20 protein-coding genes and 3 pseudogenes are annotated in these 22,605 nt (G+C 68.0%); 8 read left to right on the forward strand and 15 right to left on the reverse strand.

Going from position 1 to position 22,605, the window contains the following annotated elements:
• Positions 1-206: 206 nt before the first annotated feature.
• Genes ABN273_RS55115 through ABN273_RS55125 form a run of 3 tightly spaced genes read right to left on the reverse strand, consistent with a single transcriptional unit; the run spans position 207 to position 2,719 of the window.
• Complete coding sequence (locus ABN273_RS55115; RefSeq protein WP_349457768.1) at positions 207-1,040, reverse strand: alpha/beta fold hydrolase; 834 nt, start codon at positions 1,038-1,040, stop codon at positions 207-209.
• The gene (locus ABN273_RS55120) at positions 1,037-2,050 is read right to left on the reverse strand and encodes a HEAT repeat domain-containing protein (protein WP_349457769.1); all 1,014 of its coding nucleotides are present in this window, start codon (positions 2,048-2,050) and stop codon (positions 1,037-1,039) included. Before ABN273_RS55120 ends, ABN273_RS55115 begins: the two co-directional genes overlap by 4 nt.
• Positions 2,051-2,056: 6 nt before the next feature.
• A complete protein-coding gene (locus tag ABN273_RS55125) occupies positions 2,057-2,719 on the reverse strand; it encodes a HEAT repeat domain-containing protein (protein WP_349457770.1) in 663 nt (220 codons plus the stop codon).
• A gap of 66 nt (positions 2,720-2,785) precedes the next feature.
• On the opposite strand from ABN273_RS55125, the gene ABN273_RS55130 reads away from it, so the two are divergent.
• From ABN273_RS55130 to ABN273_RS55140, 3 genes are all read left to right on the forward strand, one after another.
• Positions 2,786-2,956 (forward strand): hypothetical protein, encoded by a 171-nt coding sequence (locus ABN273_RS55130; RefSeq protein WP_349457772.1) that lies wholly within the window; start codon positions 2,786-2,788, stop codon positions 2,954-2,956.
• A 275-nt stretch (positions 2,957-3,231) separates the two neighbouring features.
• Positions 3,232-3,903 (forward strand): recombinase family protein, encoded by a 672-nt coding sequence (locus ABN273_RS55135; RefSeq protein ID WP_349457773.1) that lies wholly within the window; start codon positions 3,232-3,234, stop codon positions 3,901-3,903.
• 101 nt (positions 3,904-4,004) lie between these two features.
• Entirely contained in the window at positions 4,005-4,184 is a 180-nt protein-coding gene (locus tag ABN273_RS55140) for a hypothetical protein (protein WP_349457774.1), read from the forward strand.
• Positions 4,185-4,717: 533 nt separating this feature from the next.
• Here ABN273_RS55140 and ABN273_RS55145 read toward each other — a convergent pair.
• Positions 4,718-5,614, reverse strand: coding sequence for an RNA polymerase sigma-70 factor (locus ABN273_RS55145; RefSeq protein ID WP_349457775.1), 897 nt, complete (start codon positions 5,612-5,614; stop codon positions 4,718-4,720).
• Between the two features lie 248 nt (positions 5,615-5,862).
• Positions 5,863-7,065 (reverse strand): NAD(P)/FAD-dependent oxidoreductase, encoded by a 1,203-nt coding sequence (locus tag ABN273_RS55150; RefSeq protein ID WP_349457776.1) that lies wholly within the window; start codon positions 7,063-7,065, stop codon positions 5,863-5,865.
• A gap of 666 nt (positions 7,066-7,731) precedes the next feature.
• Here ABN273_RS55150 and ABN273_RS55155 point away from each other — a divergent pair.
• Both ABN273_RS55155 and ABN273_RS55160 read left to right on the forward strand, forming a co-directional pair.
• A pseudogene (locus tag ABN273_RS55155) lies at positions 7,732-7,982 on the forward strand (transposase); the annotation flags it as partial.
• A 102-nt stretch (positions 7,983-8,084) separates the two neighbouring features.
• Positions 8,085-8,612: a hypothetical protein gene (locus tag ABN273_RS55160; protein WP_349457777.1), complete on the forward strand. Its 528-nt coding sequence runs from the start codon at positions 8,085-8,087 to the stop codon at positions 8,610-8,612.
• Here the strand turns inward: ABN273_RS55160 and ABN273_RS55165 are convergent, their stop codons facing one another.
• Positions 8,613-10,997 (reverse strand): tyrosine-type recombinase/integrase, encoded by a 2,385-nt coding sequence (locus tag ABN273_RS55165; protein WP_349457778.1) that lies wholly within the window; start codon positions 10,995-10,997, stop codon positions 8,613-8,615.
• Positions 10,940-12,007: a tyrosine-type recombinase/integrase gene (locus tag ABN273_RS55170; RefSeq protein ID WP_349457779.1), complete on the reverse strand. Its 1,068-nt coding sequence runs from the start codon at positions 12,005-12,007 to the stop codon at positions 10,940-10,942. Before ABN273_RS55170 ends, ABN273_RS55165 begins: the two co-directional genes overlap by 58 nt.
• A gap of 193 nt (positions 12,008-12,200) precedes the next feature.
• Here ABN273_RS55170 and ABN273_RS55175 point away from each other — a divergent pair, with 193 nt between their 5' ends.
• Entirely contained in the window at positions 12,201-12,704 is a 504-nt protein-coding gene (locus ABN273_RS55175) for a transposase (RefSeq protein ID WP_349457780.1), read from the forward strand.
• A 39-nt stretch (positions 12,705-12,743) separates the two neighbouring features.
• Here the strand turns inward: ABN273_RS55175 and ABN273_RS55180 are convergent, their stop codons facing one another.
• The 5 genes and pseudogenes from ABN273_RS55180 to ABN273_RS55200 all read right to left on the reverse strand — a co-directional run bounded on the left by ABN273_RS55180 (position 12,744) and on the right by ABN273_RS55200 (position 18,333).
• The gene (locus ABN273_RS55180; RefSeq protein WP_349457781.1) at positions 12,744-13,061 is read right to left on the reverse strand and encodes a hypothetical protein; all 318 of its coding nucleotides are present in this window, start codon (positions 13,059-13,061) and stop codon (positions 12,744-12,746) included.
• A 2-nt stretch (positions 13,062-13,063) separates the two neighbouring features.
• Positions 13,064-13,237 (reverse strand): annotated as a pseudogene (locus ABN273_RS55185) (argininosuccinate synthase); the annotation flags it as partial.
• A 765-nt stretch (positions 13,238-14,002) separates the two neighbouring features.
• Positions 14,003-15,256, reverse strand: coding sequence for an IS256 family transposase (locus ABN273_RS55190; protein WP_502911326.1), 1,254 nt, complete (start codon positions 15,254-15,256; stop codon positions 14,003-14,005).
• Positions 15,257-15,836: 580 nt separating this feature from the next.
• Positions 15,837-16,997, reverse strand: a complete 1,161-nt coding sequence (locus ABN273_RS55195; protein ID WP_349457782.1) for a hypothetical protein — start codon at positions 16,995-16,997, stop codon at positions 15,837-15,839.
• Positions 16,998-17,226: 229 nt separating this feature from the next.
• The gene (locus ABN273_RS55200; protein ID WP_349457783.1) at positions 17,227-18,333 is read right to left on the reverse strand and encodes a hypothetical protein; all 1,107 of its coding nucleotides are present in this window, start codon (positions 18,331-18,333) and stop codon (positions 17,227-17,229) included.
• Positions 18,334-18,676: 343 nt separating this feature from the next.
• On the opposite strand from ABN273_RS55200, the gene ABN273_RS55205 reads away from it, so the two are divergent.
• Positions 18,677-19,582, forward strand: a complete 906-nt coding sequence (locus tag ABN273_RS55205) for an aminoglycoside phosphotransferase family protein (protein WP_349457784.1) — start codon at positions 18,677-18,679, stop codon at positions 19,580-19,582.
• A gap of 66 nt (positions 19,583-19,648) precedes the next feature.
• Here the strand turns inward: ABN273_RS55205 and ABN273_RS55210 are convergent, their stop codons facing one another.
• A complete protein-coding gene (locus ABN273_RS55210; RefSeq protein WP_349457785.1) occupies positions 19,649-19,852 on the reverse strand; it encodes a hypothetical protein in 204 nt (67 codons plus the stop codon).
• On the opposite strand from ABN273_RS55210, the pseudogene ABN273_RS55215 reads away from it, so the two are divergent.
• A pseudogene (locus ABN273_RS55215) lies at positions 19,823-20,587 on the forward strand (Tn3 family transposase); the annotation flags it as partial. The gene ABN273_RS55210 and the pseudogene ABN273_RS55215 overlap by 30 nt on opposite strands.
• A 41-nt stretch (positions 20,588-20,628) precedes the next feature.
• Here ABN273_RS55215 and ABN273_RS55220 read toward each other — a convergent pair.
• Together ABN273_RS55220 and ABN273_RS55225 are read right to left on the reverse strand one after the other, a co-directional pair.
• Positions 20,629-21,846, reverse strand: coding sequence for a sensor histidine kinase (locus ABN273_RS55220; protein ID WP_349457787.1), 1,218 nt, complete (start codon positions 21,844-21,846; stop codon positions 20,629-20,631).
• Complete coding sequence (locus ABN273_RS55225; protein WP_349457788.1) at positions 21,843-22,499, reverse strand: response regulator transcription factor; 657 nt, start codon at positions 22,497-22,499, stop codon at positions 21,843-21,845. The genes ABN273_RS55220 and ABN273_RS55225 overlap by 4 nt, the downstream gene beginning before the upstream one ends.
• Positions 22,500-22,605: the final 106 nt, after the last annotated feature.

The raw sequence follows: 22,605 nt of genomic DNA on the forward strand, positions 1-22,605 counted from the left end.
GCCGGCAATGGCCAGCTCGCTTTCGTGGAACGTCAGCGATGGAGTTCGAGGAGCTCAGAGAGTCCGAGCGGCTTGAACAGGATCTGAAGGACCTCGGGGTGAACGCCGACATCAGCTTTGTCCCGCGCGGCCAGACGTGCGACCCGGAGTACGACTCCTACCATTCAACCCCGGAGCCCGAGGGTGAGATCCCCTCGGGCGACCCTCTAGCCCCGGAGGAACGCGGCGATCGGCTCCGCCTGGCCGAAGACAGCGTGACCCACCTCGGGCAGCAGATGCACGGTCGCGTGCGGGATGCACTCACGCACGCGCCGCGCGGTCTGGTGGGAGTCGAACATCGCGTCACGGCCGCCGACGATGACGAGGACGTGCATGGTGAGAGCGCGCAACGCCTCGTCGGGGAACACCGGGAGCCTCTCCCTGCGCGGGTTGAAGTGCGTGAACGTCAGGACGACGGCGTCGAGCGCCTGCCGGTCCCTGTCCCCGTCCAGTCCTGCGACCGCCATCGCCGACTCGCGTAGTCCGCCGCGCCGGCACAGGCGGGTCAGCAGGGCCTTGAACATCCAGCCGACCTTCTGCCGTCCCACGCCGCCTGGGCACGTCAACGCCAGGCGGGTCACCCGTTCTGGACGGCGGATGGCGTAGTCCAGGGCCGTCCAGCCGCCGAGGGACGTGGCGACGAACGCGGCGTCGATGATCCCGAGCCCTTCCAGCACATCGTCCAGCCAGAGTGCCACGGCGTCGGAGTCCAGGGCGGGGCGCGAGGGCGCGCTCAGACCTGGCTCGCCGACGAGGTCGACGGCGTATGTGCGGAAGTTCTGAGACCAGGTGGCGACATCTTCTCGCCACATCGACGCGTTCGCGCCCGAACCGTGCAGCAGCACCAGGGGCGGCGCGTCGTGCGGGCCGGAGATGAGGACGAAGGTCTCGCCCTGACGGGTCGGCACCCGTAGCTGCTCGGCGGGAACCGGCCAGGCCTCCAGCGCCTGCCGGTAGTGCTCGAGGAGCTCGCGCCCACCGGCTTCGGACTTGTAGATCATGGTCGTGACGCCTGCTCGCGTATCCCGAGGATGTATGCCGCGGTAAGCGCAACGGCACGGTCCTCGTCATGTGACAGATCCGCGATGGCTCGTGACGCCGTGGTTCCAGGGATGTCCGCGAGCGCCTGTGTCAGCCGTCGGCGTGCCGACGATTCGACGGTGTCATGGGCGAGGCGATCGACGAGCATGGAAGCGATCCGATCCGCCGACGCGGGACGACTCGCCAGCGCGCTCAGGGCATCGGCCGCATCGACGTCATTCGTCCCCTCGACAACCATGTCGATGAGCGTCGGAACGGCTTCGGCTATGCCACGGGCCCCCAGTGCCAGAGCCGCGTACTTGCGGACCACGATGTCGGGGCTCGTGAGGGCCTCCTGCAGCAGCGCGGTCGCCGTACCGTCCGAAATCTCGGCGATGGACTGGACGGCACGCTTGCGCACCTCGGCCACCGGTGAGCCGAGACCCTCCGCAAGCAGCGCCAATCCGTCGTCGCCCGATTGCGCCAGCGCCCATCGAAGAGCTCCGGCGACGTTCGGGTCCGTCTCGCTCAGCACTGCCTCGACCAGCGCTTCCACCGGCACCGGGCCCTCTTCGACAGAGGACAGGGCCGCGCGCTGACGCCTACTGGCGCTCTTCGACCCCAGCGCCTGCAGGAGCGCGACGACCTGGAGGACGTCCTGCCAGCCCGCGGGTTCGGCAGCGCCGATCCGGCTCAGTCGCGTGAGCAACTGCGTCTCAGCCGCGATGCGTTCTCGCGTCTGGCGGATGAGGTCGTCGACGAGCTCTGCGGGCCTGAAGTCGGGATCATCCAGTGCGCGCCCGACTGCACGCAGCGACAGCCCCAACGACCGCAGGCTCTCGATATGAAAGATCCGCCGGATGTCCTCGCTGGAGTACTCTCGATAGCCGCCATCGCTGCGACCCGTCGGCCGCACCAGGCCGAGCGAGTCGTAATGCCGGAGCATGCGGGCGCTGACCCCGGACCGCCGTGCCACATCACCGATCAACACGGCCCGTCACTCCCCCTCGCCGGTGCCGCCGAGGGCCACCACACGCTTGGCCTCCTCGATCGCGAACGCCACCCCGGCATCCGGGTCGCGCAATAGCTTCTCCGTGGCGATCGCGTGCGCGCGTACCCGTGGGTCGGGATCCGTCATCGCGGCGCGCAGCGCTGGCACGATCACCTCACCGAGCGCGACCAGCGCCCTGCTGAGGCTCAGCCACATCTCACGCCTGCCGCGCCCGAGCTGCGTCGACAACACCGCGGCCAACTCGGGCACTTCACCGTCGGGCACGAGCACGACCGCCGCCCGCCAAGCGCTCCGCGCCACCTCATCGTCGGCGTCGCGCAGAAGCGCCCGTGTGATCGCCGGCCACGCATGCCGATCCCCGATCTTGGACAGCGTGTGCAACGCCTGGCTTCGTGCCTGCGCATGCTCCGAGCGAACTTCTTCGACAAGCGCCGGGACCGTCATTGACGCCGGGTGGCGCGTGAGCGCCCACGTCAGCATGTCACGCACAGAGAATTCGGGCTCGATCGCGCAGCGTTCGATGAGCTTGTCGATGAACCGCGGGTCGGGGCTCGTGCCGAGAGCCAGCGCCGCCCGCAGCCGCACTGACGAGTCGCCTGCCTCCAGTCCCTGCAAAGCTGGGAACGCATCCGTGTCCTGTTTCGGCATAGCCATCGGGACCACCTCCTTGGCACCAGTGAAGACCTTGTCACAGTGTCAAGGTCAAGCGAGGCCATGCCGCGAGGTCGCCAGGCACCCGCTGAGGGCCCCGAGCGGGTGAACCCGACCAGCCCGCGCGAGCGGCAACTGGCCAACGTCCGACGCATCTACGGCCCCGAGAAACAAGCCCTCGGCGTACTGGCCATCGAGATCGAGATCGAGCTGGCCAGCGAACCCACCACCTGAGCACCGCGGACACCGGACGTCTGCACCCTCACGTTGGCTCGGCGTAGTACCCAGCCTAAAGTGGGCCTTGGCTTGGGGATGGAGTGGTGCCGTCCTCGACAGGTGTCGGGATTAGGTGATTTCCCGACACCCCATCGCCCAGGCTCTCCGCCCCTCGAAAACCGGACACTGGCGGACTAAACGGCGCTCTGGATGGCCGATCCGTAGCTCGAATTGACGACAGGATTTCCCGACAGATAGAAGGGGGCTTTCGGCCCCTTCTCCGAGGAGTCTCGGTGCGGATCGTCTACTCACGCGTGTCCACCGCGCCCCAGTCGCTGCTACGCCAGCGACACATCCTCACCGAAGCCGGCCTGCCCATCCGGACCGAGGGCGTCACCGAGGGATTCCGACCCGCCGAGGGGGTGCTGCTGTTCGAGGACCTTGCGACCAGCTCGAAGATCCCGGCGCTGGAGCGGCCCGCGTTCGCGAAGGTCGCCGCCGCCGCTCACCCCGGCGACGTCCTGACGGTCTCGGAGCTGTTTAGGCTGTGCCGCGACCTGATCGACATCCACACCGTCCGCGACTGGTGCCAGGCCCGCGGCGTCGCCCTGCGCGTCCTGTCGGGGCCGCTGTCGAACTTTCATGACCTCGCGGCCAACGACGCGACGACAGCCCTGATCATCAACGTGATCACTGCGGTCGGACAGTTCCAGCGCGACCTGCAGAACGAGCTGACTGCCGAAGGGATCGCCGCCGCTGAAGCAGAAGGCCGCTACCGCGGTCGGCCGCCCGCGCTCACCGGCGTCCAGCTTGAAGAGGTGCGGGCAATGTTCATCGACCACGGCACCTCCATCGCGGCTCTCGCCCGTGCGCACGGAGTGAGCCGGGCCGCCATCCGAACCGCACTGACCGGGCTGCTGCCCGGCCAGCCGGATCAGCTCCCGCTCAGCCCGGCTGAGAGCTGACTCGCAGCGCGGGGACGACCCTGCCGAAGCATCGCAGTTAAGTTACTTGCGGGTACCGCCAACGGCTGTCCACAGGTTCCTCAACCCCGGAGCTGGCCAAGATGCGGGCCGGGCAGCTGATCGGGTTCGACCCGCCAGAGCACACGCGGCTGCACCGGATGCTCCCCCCTGAATTCACCGTGCGCCGGATGCACAGGCTCCAGCCGCGGATCACCGAGATCGTCCAGACGGCACTGGACGACCTGGTGGCGCACTTCGCGTGCCGGTGCCGTCGCTGCTGATCTGCGAGCTGCTGAGCGTGCCATACGCCGACCACGCCACCTTCCACGACCGTGCCGCTCGCCTGCCGGACACCTCCTTGCCGATGGAGCAACGCATCGCGGCGCAACACGAGGACCGCGCCTACATGGCCGGCCTCGTCGCCCACGCCCAGGCCGACCCAAGCGAGAACATGCTCTGCTCCCTTCCTGCCGCCAACCGCGACCCTGCCTTCATCGACAATCCCGACACCCTCGACATCACCCGCGGAGCCCGACACGCCGAATCCGGCCGTCCAGATGGTGAGTGCGCTGTGGCGTACCGCTCGTCGGTGAAAACGGCCACGTCCCGCTGGACCTCGGCCACCGCGTTGCCCTCCAGCACGGTGACGCCGTGCTCGGACAGCCACGTCGCGATGGACTGGCGGGCGGGGGCGCAGTCGCTCGGCGAACTCGAACTCGACGACGGAGTAGGCGAATTCGGCCGCACCAGGCACCGAGGTGGGGGCCGCGCCGGTCCTGCCGACCGCGTAGACGAGGTAGTCGCGGGGGGACGGTCAGCGGGAGGTGAGGGGGGTTTCGGACTCGACGCGGGTGAGCTTTTCGGGGTTGCGGACGTAGTAGAGGCCAGTGACGCGGGCGTTCTCCACGCGGAGGGCCAGCACGCCGTCGGTCACGCCGTCCAGGCGCAGGATGAGGCCGGGGTTGCCGTTGATCGTCGTGGGCTCACTGGTGAAGGTGCCGCCGGCCTTGGCGACACTGCCGGCCATGTAACTGAGCACCTTGTCGGCGCCGACGACCGGTCGCAGGGCCGCCAGCTTGAGGCCGCCGCCGTCGCTGACGAAGACAACGTCCGGGGCGAGTACGTCGAGCAGCCCCTGCAGGTCCCCGGTCACGAGCGCGGTCTGGAACGAATTCAACGCTGCCCGGGCTTCTTCCGGGGAAGCCGGTGTGCGCGGCCGGCGGGCGTCGACGTGCTGGCGTGCGCGGTAGGCGAGCTGGCGTGCGGCGGCGGGGCTCTTGCCGATCGCGGCCGCGATGTCGTCGTAGCCGATGTCGAAGACCTCGTGCAGCACGAAGACGGCGCGTTCGGTCGGTGAGAGGGTTTCGAGGATGAACATGAGTGCCAGCGACAGGTTCTCGGACAGTTCGACGTCCTCGGCCACGTCCGGCGCGGTGAGCAGGGGCTCGGGCAGCCAGGGGCCGACGTAGTCTTCCTTGCGCCGTTTGAGGGTGCGTAGCCGGTTGAGCGCTTGCCGGGTCGTGATCCGCACCAGGTAGGCGCGCTGGTCCTGCACCTGCGCCAGGTCGACCTTGACCCACCGCAGCCAGGCCTCCTGAAGGACGTCCTCGGCGTCCGCCGCCGACCCGAGCATCTCGTAGGCGACGGTGAACAGCAGGTCGCGGTGGGCGACGAAGGCCTCGGTCGCGGGGTCGGTGGCGTGGTCGTTCATGTCGTGCGCTTCACTCTCTCGCGGTCGGCCCCACATGCCGGAAGCAGGTCGTGGAAATGTACCCGCTCCGAAGACGGGGATGTCGGCAGCAGCGGGCGGGCTGGTGGGAATGGCTCCCGGCGCCCGGCCACGGCATACGAGGCCGCGGCGCTGTGTGCTTGTCACTCCGGCTCGGTCCTTATTCGGTCCTTTTCGGGCCTTGTTCGGGCCGGACCGGTCGGTCCGGCCGAAGGAGGGGACTTGGCCGGCTAGGCCGCGCCTCGGGTGTTGGACGGCGTCGTGCGGTGTTCCGGCTGAGGCGTTTCGAGGCGGTCGGTGCCGTCGCCGTGGGATGTGCGGGAACTGGCCTTGCGTGCCCCGGACACCAACAGATTGAGGGGGAATCGGCAGGCGAACTCTTTGACCTTGGCACCGAGCCGCCCGCTGATGTGGAGCGCGTTCACCCTGTCGTCCAGGTAGGAGAACTGGGTGACGCCCCCGTTCCGACCGAGGCTGATGCACTGCCCGGCGAACATCAACCGGACGGGAGCGGGTGCTTTCCCCGCGATCCGGCGCAGGATCGTGGCGGCGGCCCCCGCGCCCAGCTGCACGGCGGCCTGGCAGCTCATCCGGAATGGGCGGTCCATCATCGCCGCCGCGTCCCCAGCAGCGACGATGCGCACGTCGTCCACACTGGTCAGCGTCGCGTCGGTGAGCAGGCGGCCTTCGCTGTCGGTACGCAGCCCGCTGCGGGCGGCCAGGTCCGGGACACGGAATCCCGCGGTCCAGATCGTCACCGCGCTGGGCAGCCGGCGGCCGTCGTCGAGCTGTACGGCGTCGCGTGTCACTTCCGTCACCCACGCGCGGGGACCCTCGAGGACGGTCACACCCAGCTCGGCGAGCCGGCGGGCGACCGGGCGGCGGCCCCGGGCATGCAGGTAGGGGCCGAGCACGCTGCCGCAGACCAGGGTGACCTTGCGACCTAGTTCGGCCAGCTCGGCGGCGGTCTCTATGCCGGTCGGGCCGGCTCCGACCACGGTCACCGGAGCCGTCGCGGGCGTCTCGGCCAGCGCCGACCGCAGTCGTTCCGCCCTCTCGAGGTCCGACACCGAGTAAGCGAACTCTGCTGCTCCGGGCACGCCGGGATCGGCGGCGCCGCTGCCCACCGCGTAGATGAGGTAGTCGTAGGAGACCGTGCCACCGCCCGCCAGCGACACCCGGCGCTCGGCAGCGTCGATCCGGGTCGCGGCGTCGACCACCAGCCGGACGTTCCCGCCTAGAACCTCACCGAAGCCCTCGACCGCATCATCCGAGCCGGTCACGAGCTGGTGCAGGCGGATCCGCTCGACGAAGTCGGGACGTCGATTGACCAGGGTCACCGACACGCCATCGCGCCGAGCCAGGCGATTGGCCGCCATCACGCCCCCGTACCCGCCGCCGACCACGACCACCTCGACGTTCCCGTTCATCATGTCTCCCTCGCGTTATGGACTCGGCATTGAGACACCAGCCACGCACCTGGTGTAACGGCCCGCGGATGAGACATAGCGCACATCGGACGCGGAAACGCCGCCCCTTCCGCCGCGAGTGGCGTAACGCGGCCCTGACAAGGTCGGGCAGGGCCCTTGGAGACTTGCAGTAGCGGGCGAGTGGATCCCAGCCCGCTGTATTCGGCCTGACACGGCTCGGTGGTGGCCGCGCAAGCGACATCCACGCCGAACTGATGGAAGTGTTGTCCGTTGGCCGCGCCACGGTATACCGAGTCCTCGAGCGTGCCGCGGGCAGTTCCGCCGCCGGAGCCGGAGGCGCATGAGAGATCGCCCCCTCGCGGCACTTCATGACGCCCACCAGTCCATCAACCAGCTGCTGAACCACCACGACAAGAGCGCGGCAGAAACAGCGACATCAACTGTGGCGCGTCACAGCCGAGCTCGTCCACGCAACCCTGCTCCCCCACCTCAGCCAGAGATCTTTTGGCGCTGCGCCACCACTCTCCCCGTCCCTTGAGGGACACGGGCGCCAAAACATCTTCGCCGAGAGGGGGCTCCCCAAGTTGCACTTCCTCCCCCCGGCCGTGGGCTCTCCCTCATCGGAACACCAGGACAGGGCACCCCCCACAGCGCAAGGAGCGGCCATGCATCTCGACCGCCTTCCCCTTCGTCCCGCCGCGCCGCGCCAGTGGCCGATCAGGCTGGCGGTACCCCAGCGACCTGTCCGACGCCCGGTGGGAGCTCGTCGAGCCCGTGCTGAGCGCCTGGCGCGCCGAGCGCCGCAGCAAGGGCTCGACATCGGGCGTCCCTGCGAGCACGACCTGCGTGCGATCCTGAACGCCATCGTCTACGTCGACCGCACCGGCATCCCATGGCGCTACCTGCCGCACGAGTACCCACCCTTTATGTGGAATCTGAGGCCAAGGTGTCAAGCGTGGTACTACGGCTCGGTGGTGAATATCGGCTGGCCGGTTCCATGACGAACCTGGACAATCGCTTTCGTGATGGGTATCTCCGGCTTTGAGCCGACCTTTCTCGTCGGGCTTGAAGCCGTTCGTGAGAAACACGAGCCTGGCCTGGCCGCGCTTGGCGGCCGACGTCTGACGGGGTTCGCGCTCGTGCGTTTTGTCGAGGACGGGGACTGGTTCGCTGATTGCCCTGTCGTCTTGGACTTTGACGGCGTCCAAGTGGAGATCTGCCACTGGAAGTTTGATGAGCTGTCGATCAGCTGGAACACCGTCGACACGACGGCTGCGATCAGTGGCTGGGAGTATGTCGAGCAGACACCAGCGTGGTCCGACGCCGATGAGCGGCTCGAATCGTTCCTCGGCCAGGAGCTCTGCGAGGTCGCTCTGCTCGAGTGGCGACCATCATCACGTCATGACCTGGCGGACGGCACCCTTGCTGTGGAGTTCGTCTTCGATGCAGGTCGTTTCCACATTGCCAACGCTCTTGATGAGAACAGCATCGACGTCGGCGATGCCCACCCGGATTTCGTGCGACACCGGCTGGGCCGGCGCGCGGCCTGACTAGGTCGGCCTCCGGTTGATCTCGACGACCGGCAGCAGGGTCGCCTGGGCCGGGGCACTGATTTGCCGGGGCGTGGGCCCGGCGGGGGTGGGGGTGTCGGCGAGCCGGTTCAGGAGTTGGTCGAGGGCGGCTTGTCCGTCGTCGACCGCGGCGCGTTCGTCGTCGGTGAGGGGGATGGCGGTGAGCATGCGCTGCAGGTTGTCCTTGGCCTCGAGTAGCTGGGCTTTCGAGCTGCCCTTGGGGGTGTAGAAGTCGCACTTGGCGCAGGCCATGCGGTGGGCGCACTGCTCGAAGAAGGTGTAGGTGCAGAATCCGTGGCCGAGGTCGTAGTACTGCCAGGGCTCGCCGGTGGCGGCGGCGCCCGAGGTGACGGCGTCTCGGTCGATGAGGATCTCGATGGTGCGGACGTTGCGTTCGAAGTAGCCGGCGTCTCGGTAGGCCTTGGAGAGGGTAGTCGGGGTGATCTTCGCGTAGTGCTGGGTGGAGCTGAGTTCCTGGTGCCCGAGCCAGGCCTGCAGTTCGAACAGGGTCATCGGCTCCTTGGCGTTGTAGAGCTGCGAGGCGATGGTGGACCGGGCTCGGTGGCTAGTGATGTTGCCGCGAACGTCGGCGTCCGGAACGCCTGCTTTGCGGCAAAGCATTGGAATGATGGCGTTGTTGATGTACTCGTTGGCGACACGACGAGCTCGGAACGCAAACAGAAAGTCGACCTGCTCGGAGGTCTTGCGGTCGACCATCTTGGGCTGAGTGGGCCGGACTCGTTGCCAGGCCTCGACGGCCTGGCCGAGCAGCGGATCGACCGGTTTGGTGAACGCGGTGCCGGTCTTGTGGGTCGGAACATCCAGAAGACAGACGGCATCCTGGGCGAGAACCTCGCTGGAATCCCCGGGTATTGGCATTCCGTCGTGCTGCCAGCGGACGCAGCCCACGCGGAGCCGCGCGATCTCATCGCTGCGTTGGCCGCTGAACAGCCAGGTGAGCGTGATCGCCTTGATCAGCTCCATGGGATGGCTGCGCGAATCTTGGGTCGGAAGATCCTCCGGGGCGAGGTTGAGACCGGCCCATAGGAGCTTGGCCCAGACATCGTCGGCGATGATCCGGGGGTCCGGGCCGAGCAGGGATGAGACGGTTCGAGGTGTACTCAGTGCAGTCGCAGTGTCGAACCGTCGTGGGATCCATTCCCATTCCTGGCAGTCGCGGAAAAAGGCTCGAGTCATCTTCAGGTAGCTCGATTTGGTCTCGGGAGCCAGTGGCTGACCTGCGCGCGCCTTCATCCCGTCGATCCATTGGACGTGGTCTCCGACGGACATTCGGTCCACGGCCGCGACCCATGCCGCGCAGGTGGCGCGCGTCCATTGTCCAGGCTCGGTGAGGGATGGATGTTCCGCAGGGAGCCATCGGCCGACCTTGGAAAGCACGCTCCGGTAGGCGGCGCGGACCTTCGGGGTGAGGGTGGAGGTGGCATGCCAGCGTTCGACCCAGGCCGCCCACTCGGGTGCCGTGCCCTCGATCGCCACCTGCCCCTTGCCGTAGTTGAGTGGGGGCGGTGGACCGACAAGGCCCAGGCCGTGGAGGGCACGATGAACACCATGAACCGTCAGCCGCTGATCGCTGCCCAATACCGGATCGGCGTTCAGGAGCGCCAGAACTTCGCTTGACAGTTCCTCGATCCTCGGACTGCGGTTGAGCAGCAGCAATGTGCAGATGAGCCACGTTAGATACTGCTCTCGGCCGTCATATCCCCAGCCAGCCAGGACAGCATGGATCTGCCGGATGGCGTCGTCCACACGCTCCTTGCCAAAGACCTTTCGCGCGAGGCCCGGCCGTCGAAAACGGCCGATCCGATCGAAGCGGGTGAAGCCGCCGAGTAGGTAGGCGAAGAAAATGACGAAGGGGCGGGCGTTGGACCCGATCCGTCCGGGCCAGGCCTGCCGAAACTTCTTGCTGCTGACCTCAATGAGCTCGACCCAGTCCTGTTCCGACCAACCCCAGAACGAGGTTCCTCGGTCAGCACAGTGAATCAGCACCAGGATGGCCGCATCAGCCGCGAACTTGTCTCTATCGTGCGGTCCTTTATCCCAGCAGAGGAGCGTCTGGGCATCATCGAGCGGCCGGATCAGCCGACTGATCGTCTCGCGAATGCGTGGACTGATCTCGATGCGCTGACCCCGCTTCCGGCGAAGCAGGAGCACTTCTCTGAGCGCATGCAGCCCGTCCAGCTCGACGTCGCTCAGGCGGCACTGCTGGTCGTAGCGCGTGGTGTCGATGGGCCACACCCACGCTTCAGATGCGGCCAGCTGCCGGGCGGCCTTTGGTAGCGGAGCGGTCATGATGTGGTGGCTGCCGTTGTGGCGCAGAGCCTGGTCAACATGTCGATGCGCCACGCATGGATGTGCTCCATCGACTGGTTGAGCTTGGCCGACAGGTCCCGGCCGGATAGATGGATGTATCGGAGCGTCGACTCGGTGGACCTGTGGCCGGCGAAGGTGGAGATCGCATGGAGTTCCCAGCCCATCCGTGCCAGGTCGGTCAGACACAGGTGCCGGGTGGTGTGCGTGGAGAACCGCGGGACCCCGGCCGCGTCGGCGACCCTGCGGACGACCTTCGACCAGGTCCACAAGGTGATCGGCTGACCGTAGTTCCGGCGAGACTCCGAGAGGAACAGCAGGCCCCGGGCCCGGCTGATCCGAGCGCGGTGGGTCAGGTAGTTCGAGAGCAGCACACCGGTCGAGGCCGAGTAGGGCACCACCCGTTCCAACCGATTCTTGGTGTGCTCCGCCTGAACCCGCAGCGTGCGCTGGCCGGGGTCGAGATCCTCGGTGCGCAGGAAGCAGAGCTCCTCGCGCCGCAGCGCCGCGTCGTAGGCCAGGGCGAGCATCAGCCGGTTGCGGATCGGCTCCGCAGCAGCGACCGCCAGGACCTGGAGCCACTGCCGCTCGTCCGGAATCCACGGCAGTTTGGTCAACCGCGGGGCCAGGCCCCGTTCCTGCCCGCCGAACCGCCGCCCGGGCGTGTACTTTCCACGCCCCACCGGATTGGAGTCGCGCAGGCCTTCCTCGATCAGGTGGTCGTAGAAGAGCCTGACCGGGACCAGCCGCTGCTGGATCGTGGCGTTCGACAATCCCGCTCCGGAATCGATCGCGACCACGTTCGGCCCGCGATGGCTCGGCCTGCTGGTGAGCTCGCGGACGAACACCGCCACGTGAGCCCGGTTCGCGGTCGCCGGGTCGACGCCCTCTCGTTCGCAGACCTCCAGGTACTCAGCCAGCCCTCGCGCGTACGCGTCGATCGTCCGCGGCGCTCTCCCCAGATCAGCCCAGATCCGCAGCCACCCCGCGGCCAGATCATGCCGAACCAGGATCGGCCACTTCTCCTCGAGAACAACGGTTCCCATCGGATCTCCTCAGCTACCCGCGAGACCGTACCGAACATGATCGCCCGATAGGTCTGATTCCAAGTAACTGACAGGCAGACCGTCTACGGCTACTTCGCCAACTGGCAACTCGACGGCGTCTTCACCCAGCTCAGCGGCCTGCTCCGGCGACTATTCCGCACCGCCGAGGGTCGTGATCCCGACCCGAGCGCCTGTGTCATCGACGCCCAGAGCGTCAAACCTCCGCCAACGTGCCCGCCCACAGCCAGGGCTACGACGCAGGCAAGAAGATCGCCGTCGCAAACGCAGCATCGTCACCGACACCCTCGGCCTGCTGATCGCCGTGCTGGTCACCGCCGCCGGCGTCTCCGACAGCGCCGCCGGACTGCCTCTGCTCACCCAGGTCGCCGCAGACAACCCGGCCATCACCAAGGCCTGGGCCGACAGCGCCTACCGCAGCACCGTCATCGAAGGCGGCGCCGCACTCGGCATCGACGTCGAAGTCGTCCGCCGCGATCCTGCCACCAGGGGATTCGCCGTTCTGCCCCGCCGCTGGGTGGCCGAACGCACCCTCGGCTGGCTGATGTTCCACCGCCGCCTGGTGCGTGACTACGAGACCTTGCCGGTTCGCTCCGAAGCAATGATCCACATCGCGATGATCGAGCTCATGACCCGCCGCCTCGCCCGCGAATCCACCCCAACCTGGCGAAACGCCTGAAATCCGAGCCATACAGAATTCACAGGATCAAACACCCACTCAGCGTGGGCGGCTGAGGGCGACCTCGGCCAGATCCGTCCACTTCTCGGCCGAGGAGTGGGGCACGACCACCCAGTCCTTTATCTCCCTGCCCTGCCCCGAGGGGTCGAACAGGGACGCCCCGGCCAGCTGGAGCGCGGCTGTGTGTTCGGGGGTGTCCCTGACCAGCCGGAACACCATCGCGCCGTCGCGCTGCAGGCTCGCGAACACCTTCCCCGCCTGATCCTTGAGCGCGGGACTCCCCATCATCCTGGAGATCCGCACACCCAGGTCGGCCAGCTCGGCGCCGACCTGCTTGAAATCCTCTTCCGCGCTCATCGTCAGTCAGTCCCAAACTCCATGGCGGCGTGGTCGAGCAGCTCGTCGTGGTCGGGGCGCTTCCCGCGTGACGCGATCGCCTCGGCCCCGCCTTCCGGCAGCACGGCGATCAGGCTAGTCGTCCGGGCGGCACCGATCAAGGCCGGCTGCGGGGTGCCGACCATGCCGAGTCCCGCCGCCGGTCCTCGACTATGCGCGATAGATCACCATCAGCGCCGGCCGCGGCAAATGTGAAGAGCAGAGGTTAAAGACACGCTGTGGCCCGACCCGTTGACCGGACTACGGAGTGCGACACGCCCTGTTCGTGGGTGGTTCGCGGGTCTGTGCCGGTAGGAAGTCGCGCAACCGAGGTGAAGGGGTATGCGTGGCACCACCGAGTGATGCGGAGCGGGACGTCGAGGGCTTGCGCCTCCCGGCCGGGGGACGTGTGGTGGAGACCGTCGGCGTGGTTCCGTTCGAGGTGCAGGTCGCACGTGGAAGGGCGAGCGGTCGAGCCGATCCGTCGCTACCTGCGAGACTTCGTGGCGCGGGGACGGCGTCCGGAAAACGTGCGGAGCTTCGCCTACGACCTGCTGCGCTGGTGGCGGTGTCTTCGGCCTTGAGTGGGACAAGGTGACCGCGTCGGAGGTCCGCGAGTTCGTGCTTTGGCTGCAGCGAACCACCAAGCCGAGGCCAGGACGATCCGGCACAGCAACGCAGTGCTCCGCAGCTTTCACGACTTCCGGATCGAACGCGGTGAGGGTCCGCCGGTTGACCCCGTGCCCCAGGAACGCCGCGGTGCACAACGGCCGAGCGCCCACCACGAACCCGCTTGAGCCGTTCCGCGATGAGGGGCAGTCCGGTGACGTGCCGCAGCTATGCGTTTGATCTTCTGCGGTCGCTCACCGTCGGCCGCGCCCAGGGAGATGGTGTTTGAGAAGGTCACCCGTAATCGGTGACTATTAGGAAGCAATCGCCTCAATAGTCACTTTAGCATCGTTTGTCTTGTTTTTGGAATCGGGTGAATCGGTGTTCTTGCGACACTCGGTGATGACCTCCAGCCCCATGTAGCGGCGCTGCTCGGTCCATTCGTCGTTCTGCTCGGCCAGCACTGCGCCGACGAGCCGGATGATCGCCTCCCGGTTGGGGAAGATGCCGACCACGTCGGTCCGCCTCCTGATCTCCTTATTCAGGCGCTCCTGCGGATTGTTGCTCCACGTCTGACGCCAGACGGCCTTGGGGAAGGCGGCGAAGGCCAAGATGTCCTCGCGGGCCTCGTCCAGATGCTCGGCCGCCTGCGGATATTTGGCCTCCAGCGCCTGCACGACATGACGATGCTGGGCATGGACCGACTCGGCGTCGGGCTGTTCGAAGATGGTGCGCAGCATGGTGGCCACCCATGGCTGGGCCGACTTCGGAACGCGCGTGATCAAGTTTCGCGCGTAGTGGGTTCGACACCTCTGCCAGGACGCGCCCGGCAAGGTGGAGGCGATCGCGTCGCGCAGCCCGGCGTGGCAGTCGGAGGTCACCATCAGCACGCCGGACAGGCCGCGGGCGACCAGGCCGCGCAGGAACGCCAGCCAGCCCGCGCCGTCCTCGCTGGAGACGACGTCCAGGCCGAGGATCTCGCGTTGGCCGTCGGCGTTGACGCCGGTGGCGACCAGGGCGTGCACGGTCACTGTCCGGCCGCCCTCGCGTACCTTCTGGGTCAGCGCGTCGATCCAGATGAACGTGTACGGGCCGGCGTCCAAAGGCCGAGACCGGAACTGCTCGACCATCGCATCCAATTCGGCGGCCATCGCCGAGACCTGTGATTTGGACAATGAGGTGATGCCCATCGCTTCGGCCAGCTTCTCCACCCGCCGCGTCGACACCCCGAGCAGGTAGCTGGTCGCCACCACCGAGGTGAGCGCCCGCTCGGCGCGGCGTCGCTTGTCCAGCAGGAAGTCCGGGAAGTAGGAGCCCTGCCGAAGCCGGGGCACGGCCAGTTCGATGCTGCCGGCGCGGGTGTCCCATGGGCGGGCGCGGTAGCCGTTGCGGGTGTTGACCCGCTCGCTGCTGACCTCGCCGTAGCCGGCGCCGCACAACTCGACCTCGGCGTCCATCATCCGCTGGGCGAACTCGCGGATCATCGTCCGGAGCAGGTCCGGGCTCGCTGCGACGAGGGTGTCTTCCAAGTACTCCCCGGCAGCGGGCACAATGTCATTGACGGCCACTTCGTCCCCTTCGTGTTGATATGAGCGAATCGAAGGATTACGGAGTGGCCGTCTCTTGTCACATGGATCTCACCCGTACCAGTCCAAGGGCTTGATCACCCGCACACCATCTCCCTGGACGTGAACTCACCGTCGTGCATGGCATCTACTCCTTCCCACAGCCGGTTCGGAGCCGGCCCTGCAGTCAACCCGGTGCCGGTCCCGGCACAGCGGCGGCAGGTGCTGGCACACCGCAGCCTGCTGGAGCCGGTGCCATGCCCGTGGTCCGTCACGCCTGCCCGAGATGTCCCATGATCAACATCAACCCGGAAATGCTGCCCCGCCTCGACGAGCTTGAAGTCGACCTCCTCGCACGTCGGAGCCGAGCCCCGAGGCCGAGGGCTGGCTCGGTGAGATCGAAGGCATCGACCTCACCCTCACCTTCCTGCGCCAGAAACGAGACCAGACCCGACGACTCGCCAGAGTCGCCCCGACCGACCGCGGAATGCCAGGCATGCGCACATCCGGAACGCAGACGGGATTTGTGATCAATACGGCACCGCGCTGAGTTCGCGGAGCCGGCGACCGCTCTAGCCCCTGATCACCAGGCTGCGCGCGGCGAGTCGCCCTCCCCCGGACGCTCGTCGACTGTGATCGGCACCGAGGTGACCGCGCCGTCGGCGAGGGCAACCCGGTAGGCGCGCCACTTATGCACGTACAGGAGGTGTTCGCCGGTCCCGTCGACGCTGAAGCGCAGGCTCAGCGAGGCGTCGGGCGGCAGCTCCGGCCGGGCCAGGACCTGCGCCGGCCCGCCCGCCAGTGGGACACGTTCGACGGTGTGCCCAGACGCGTAGATCAGCGCACTGCCGTCAGGCGTGTGGGCCAACGACTCGAACGGCATGGCGCCCGTGGCGTTCTTGATGATCCGGGACGCGGCACCTTCCGGATCGGTGCCCAGCCGGGCGAGGTCGAGCAAGGCGATGGCCCGGCCACCCAGCACATAGGCGAGCGAGCGGCCATCCGGGGCCCAGGACAGGCCGCGCACTATCGAGTGCGTCAACGTCTTCCAGTCCCGGCGCCGGCCGGTGGCGACGTCGAGCATGGAGATCTTGGCGCCACCTCCGATGCGCGGCGTGGAGTAGGCCAGCCGGGTGCCGTCGGCGCTGAGGGCGAGGTCGTAGACGAGCGCCAGGTCGTCGGGGTCGGTCTGCGTGACGGCCACCGGCTTCCCTGGCCGCCCGTCCTCGCCTAGGCGTACGAGGAAGAAGCGAATGGCTGGATTCTTCGGCTCGGTCCAGCCGGCGATGGCGAACGTGCGGTTGTCCCGGGCGGCGGCCACGAGGTGCCAGGAACTTTCGACGCCGGGCGGCAGCGGGATGTTCGCGATGAACGACCCGGTCTCGGCGTTGTGCACGGCGGGCGGCACCGGGGTGAAGACAGCGGTCTTGGACTTGCCGGGGAAGTGGGCGAGCGGAGTGCGAGCGGAGAGGAAGAACCGCGGCGAACCCGTCGCAGCCAGGGGTGTTCCGGTCGCCATGGGCTCGGCCAAGGAGGTCGCCAGCGGGAACGGGTGCCGTACCGGCCCTGCGGACACCATGGGCGAGGGCTGCGGCGGGACCATCCTGAGCGTCGGCAGTGGCGGGGAGGCCGGAGGCTGAGTCGCGCTGACGAGCGACACCCGGTCGGCGGCCGGATCGGCGCATCCGGTGGCCAGGACGGCCAAGGCTAAGCCCGCCAGCGCGGCAGACCAACGGGACGACATGCAGCGAGCATCGTATGGAACGGCTTTCTTGACCAGCACGGGACATGATCAGTTGAGAAACTGTGAGGAATCACAGCGCCCGAACCTGGTCATCTCCTTCGCGGACCCGACGTGGTTCGCTGCTCGAACTGGCCTGGCAGTGAGCCTCCCAGGCACCGTGGAGATCGCTTACGCATCAGCGCCGAGCCCGTCCATCACGACGCGCGCTCGACGGCGATCAGCGCCACGATCAGGTGTGCACGCTGCCGCCGGAGTCGCCCCACGCTCCGCTGATGCCGCCGATCGGGCCGCGCCGGCGAGGCAGCGGCGCGTCCGGGGCGATGCGGCGCTCGGGATGCGCCGCGAGCCATCGGTCCCGCGGGTCGGCACGTCCAGCGTCGCGGGCGGTCTCGCTGATCTCGTCCGCCAGGGTGTCGCTCCAGACATAGGAGGTGTGCGAGGCGACCCAGGCATCGTAGATCTTCTGTCCGTCCGGGTCGGCTGTGTCGTAGAGCTCCCACTGCCTGGTCAGGTACAGGAACACGACCCGGTCCCGCTCCCCCGCAGGAAGGTAGCCGGCATCGAGCGCGGCGGCCCGCGCCTCCTCCTGCCCCTGCAGTCGTATCAGCGCGAGCTCGCACACCCGCTCGCGGGCCGCGCCGGGCCCCAGCCGCCGCAGGGCTCGCCGGTATTTGTCGGCCAGACCCGCAGCGGTCAGGCGGGTTCCGTCCACCAGTGTGTCGGCGGTGTCGGCTCGGTCGTCGTCGATGAGGTCGGGGCGATCCTTCGCGACGGCGAGGAGTGTATCGCCGGAGTCACGAGGGACGATGTGCGGATTCGCCACGACGATCTCGGTCTCGGTCGCGCTCGGCAGGAAGCGCCCGCGCCACTGCTCCGCGAGCGCCTCAAGAAGCAGCGGGTGGTCTGTCGTCGACAGGAAGCCCCGGAGATCGCGGCGACGGGGTGCGACGCACATCATCAGCTGGCCGACAATGTGCTCGGCCTTTCTGCCGGTCGATGCCGTGGGCTCGTGGTCGAGGAGGGACACAAGGCGAACGTGCGGCACATGCCGCCCGGCCGGTGCCGGAGCGAGCAGCAACGGCGCCGCGACCGACGGCCACATCCGCTCCCGCCACACCGCCCTCGATCTGTTGTCCGGGATCTCGCCGTCGCAGTGCAGCAGGGCCTGGTAGGCGATCTCGCCGAAGACCTCGGGATCCTCGCCCATCTCGGCCAGCGCGCACAACGCCCGTTGTGCGGCGGGACCCGGCGGTCCGGCGGCAATGCGGACCAGCGCGCCCGCGACCACGGTGGACCGGCGGCGGGTCAGCTCCCACGCCAGCCAGGCCGTGGCCATCCGGGCACGCCATCGGATGAACCAGGCCGCAGCAGGACCGGCCGTAGCGAGTCCCCAACGCTCCAGCGAATGCCTCATCGCATGCCGCATCATCCTGTCATTGTCGCCAACTCCCTCCTGGCGTTCCACCGGAGATCGTGCACGCTGATGACCACCGCGGTTGCCCGATCAGCCCAGGTGCAGATGAACTTCGAGCTGCGCAAGGTCGAACTCGGAACCTGCGGCCGCCCCTACGGCACCCCCTGCGCCCACGAACACGCCTGCTTCTCTGAACTTGGGGGCCGTTCCGTCGCAAAGCCTCTGATCTGCCGCTCCGCCTGCCGCCTCAGTACAGTGACTTCGCATGACCGACACCGAGCTCGAGATCACCGCAGACCTGGTCCGCGACCTGCTGCAGGAGCAACATCCAGACCTTGCAGGGCTGGCCATCCGTGAGGTCGCGGGCGGCTGGGGCAACCAAATGTGGCGCCTCGGGGACGAGTTGGCCGTACGCATGCAACGCATGGACCCCACCCCGGAGCTCCAGCTCAAGGAGCGGCGGTGGCTACCCGTGCTGGCCCCGCGCCTGCCGCTCCCGGTGCCGACCCCGGTGCGGTTCGGCGAACCGTCCGAGCGCTTCCCCAAGCACTGGACCGTGATGACGTGGGTTCCCGGCGAGCCGCTGGACCACGGCACGATCAGCCGCGGCGCCCACGCCGCCGACACTCTGGCGGGTTTCCTCAGGGCGCTCCATGTGGAGGCGCCCGCCGAGGCGCCGATCGCCACGGACTTCGGTGCCCATCCCAGGGACTGCACGGGCGGCTTCGAACACTTCTTGCAGGCCGTTGACCCTGGCGACATCGCCGCCGACGTCGGGGCCGTCCGGGCAGTCTGGGACGATGCCGTTGCGGCCCCCGAGTGGGAGGGCCCACCGGTGTGGGTGCACGGCGACCTCCATCCCGCGAACGTCGTCGTCACGGACGGAACGCTCTCGGGCATCGTCGACTTCGGCGCCATGTTCGCCGGCGATCCGGCGTGGGACCTCGCTGCCGCATGGGTGCTGCTACCCGCGGGCACGGCCGCACGGTTCTTCGACATGTACGCGCAGGCAGATGAGGCGGCGATCCGGCGCGCCCGCGGGCTGGCCGCAATGAAGAGCCTCTTCCTGATGCTCATGGGGCAGAACGGAGATCGGGGCCTCCCCGGCGGTAAGCCGGCCTGGGGACCTGCAGGCCGGGCGGCACTTGATCGTGTTCTGAAGGGCGTTTGATGCACGCTTCTTCGACCTTGTTCTCGATCTTGGTTGAGGGCCATGTGGCAGCCCACCTTCGTAGGTTCATCGATCATCACGCGTGGTGGGGATGCCAAGGTCCACGGCCGTATGCTGCCCGTGGCCTCGATCGAGCTGGGTGAGCTTGTCTTGGGCGCCGGCGAGGCGGCGGGCGATGAACGCCCTGTGTGCCTCGATCGACTCCCCCGCGGTGTCGGGCAGGTTCGCACCACGCTGCCACACGCCATGGTCGAGGGCGCCATGCGGCACGAGACGAACATGACCGTGGAGACCAACTACGTCGATTCCCACGGCGCTTCGATCATCGGGTTCGGCGTGACCAGATTGCTGAACCTCGACCTGGTCGCCCGATTCAAGCAGATCAACATCATGAAGCTGTATCTGCCCGGCAAGGGCGACCGCTTCGCCTACCCGATGCTGGGGCCGGCCCTGACCCGGCCGATCAGGCCCGAGCTCATCGAGAACAACTACGACCTCGTGATCAAGTACGCGACGGCGATCCGGCAGGGCACAGCCTCGACCGAGGCCCTGCTGCGCCGCTTCACCGGCGAGACCACCCACCCGGCCTACTCGGCAATGTATGAGGTCAGCTGCGCCCAGCGCACCATATTCCTGTCTCGCTGGCTGCGAGATCGCGATCTTCAGCACGAGACCGAGTCCGGGCTGAACGTGGTGGAGAACTACAACGGAGTCAACGACTACATCAGATTCGGCAAGCGCGGCGAGCTGGCCTCCAACCGGCGCGAGGAGCAGGAACTTGGCATGCTCTGCTTGATGATCTTGCAAAGCTGCCTCGCCTACATAAATACCCTCATGATTCAAGACACCGTGGCCGAACCCGCGTGGGCCAACGTGCTCACCGACGTCGACCGGCGCGGCCTCACCCCGCTCTTCCACACCAACATGACCCCGTACGGGACCGTGCAACTTCGACCTGACCGACGCCTGGACCTGACCGGGCCGCCGCCCGCCCCCGAAAGCTGATGTGACAGGGAAGCGCGATTCCCTGTCACACACAAGATCCTTCACCCGCTTTGGACGCCAGGTGTGAGCGGCGATCGCAATCGCGTCATCGTGCCGACCGCTCTGCCGTCGCTCGAGTTGTGCGGGAGGTCGATGGTGATGTCGAGGCCGCCGCCGGGGCGGGCGATGATCGCGATGCGTCCCCGGTGGGCGAGGGTGATCGCGCGGACGATCGTCAGTCCCAGCCCCAGGCCGTCGGTGCGGACGCGGGTGCCTTGCCCGCGCACGAACGGTTCCAGCAGCGTCTCCGCCGCCTCGGGAGGGATTTTCCGGCCGGTGTTGGAGATCCGCAGGACGGCGCGTCTGCCTGCGGTGTCGGTGTCGACGGCCAGGTGCCCGCCCGCCTGGTTGTAGCGGATCGCGTTATCGATCAGGTTGCCGATCATCCGTTCCAGCAGGACGGGTTCGCCGGTGACCGGTGCCGGCCGGAGCCGGGGTCGTATCGTGACGTCGGCGGCTGCCGCTTGCTCCTCGGCGGTGCCCAGGGCGGCTGCCGTGATGGCGGCCAGATCGGCCGCCTCCCGCGTGCCGGCTTCGGCCTGGCTGCGGGCCAGCAGCAGCAGCCCGTTCAGGACGCGCTGCATGTGGGTGACGGCGTCGCGGACGTCGCCGGCCATGGTGAGCAGCTCGTTGCGGCTGGGGTTTCCGTCCAGGGTGACGTCGATGGCGGTGCGGGTGGTGGTCAGCGGGGTGCGCAGCTCGTGGGCGGCGTTGGCGGTGAACAGCCGCTGGCTGTCCAGGATCCGGTCGCGCTCGGCGACGCTGCGCTGGATGCGGTCCAGCATGTCGTTGACTGTGCCCGCCAGCGTCGACAGTTCGTCGGCGGGGGTGGTGACCGGGACCCGCTCGGTGAGGTTCTCGGCCGACAGCCGCCGGGCGGCGGCGGAGATGACGCGGATCGGCCGCAGCACCCGACCGGCCACCAGCCAGCTCAGTAGGGCGGCCAGGGCGGTCACCATGGTGAGCGCCAGGCTGGCCTGGGGCAGCAGTGCGGTCAGGGTGTCGGCCTGTATCTGGTCGGCGAGATCGTGCAGGTCCTGCGTCTGGGGTGGCACCGGCTGGAGCGTGCCTTGTGGGTCGGGCCCGGTGGGGTCCAGGTGGGTGACGAGGGCGGGGCGCCGCTTCATCAGTAGGTAGGTCAGCCCGGTCAGGGCGGCCCCCGCGGCCAGTACGAGGGCGGTCTGCAAGATGGCGAGCCGGGCCCGGGCGGTCAGTTTCACGGGCCGATCCGGTAGCCGGCGCCGATGACGGTCTCGATCAGCGGTGGGTCGCCGAGCTTGCGGCGCAGTGTGCCGATGGTGATCCGGACCGCGTTGGTGAACGGGTCGGCGTGTTCGTCCCACACCTTCTCCAGCAGCGTTTCCGCGCTGATGACGTCACCGCCGGCGGCCAGCAGTTGCTCCAGCACGCCGAACTCCTTGGGGGTCAGGCGCAGCAGCCTGCCGTCCCGTTCGGCGCTGCGCCGGGCCGGATCCAGGCTCACCCCGCCGGTGCGCAGCACCGGTGGGCGGGCCGGTGCGCTACGCCGTACCAGGGCGTGCACGCGGGCGACCAGCTCGGAGAAGGCGAACGGCTTGCCGAGATAGTCGTCGGCGCCCAGCATCAGCCCACCGACCCGGTCCTCCACCGCGTCGGACGCGGTCAGCATCAGCACCCGCGACACGCCTCGCTGGACGAGCCGGCGGCAGACCTGGTCGCCGTGCACCTCCGGCAGGTCCCGGTCCAGGACCACCACCTCGTACGGGGTGAGCTCGCATTTGTCCAGCGCGCTGCGGCCGTCGAGAGCGAGGTCCACGGTGAAACCGTGCTTGCGCAGCCCGGCCTCGATGTAGCCGGCGAGGGGCTGCTCGTCTTCGACCAGGAGCACACGCATCCGGGCAGTATCGCAACGTCCACATATGGACCACATATGGTTCGCCGATCGCCCGCCGATAGGCGCCGGCCGGTAGATGTGATCACCTCGAAATCCCCATAGAAAG

The sequence above is a fragment of the Nonomuraea sp. B19D2 genome, assembly GCF_040137845.1.
Lineage (GTDB): Bacteria > Actinomycetota > Actinomycetes > Streptosporangiales > Streptosporangiaceae > Nonomuraea.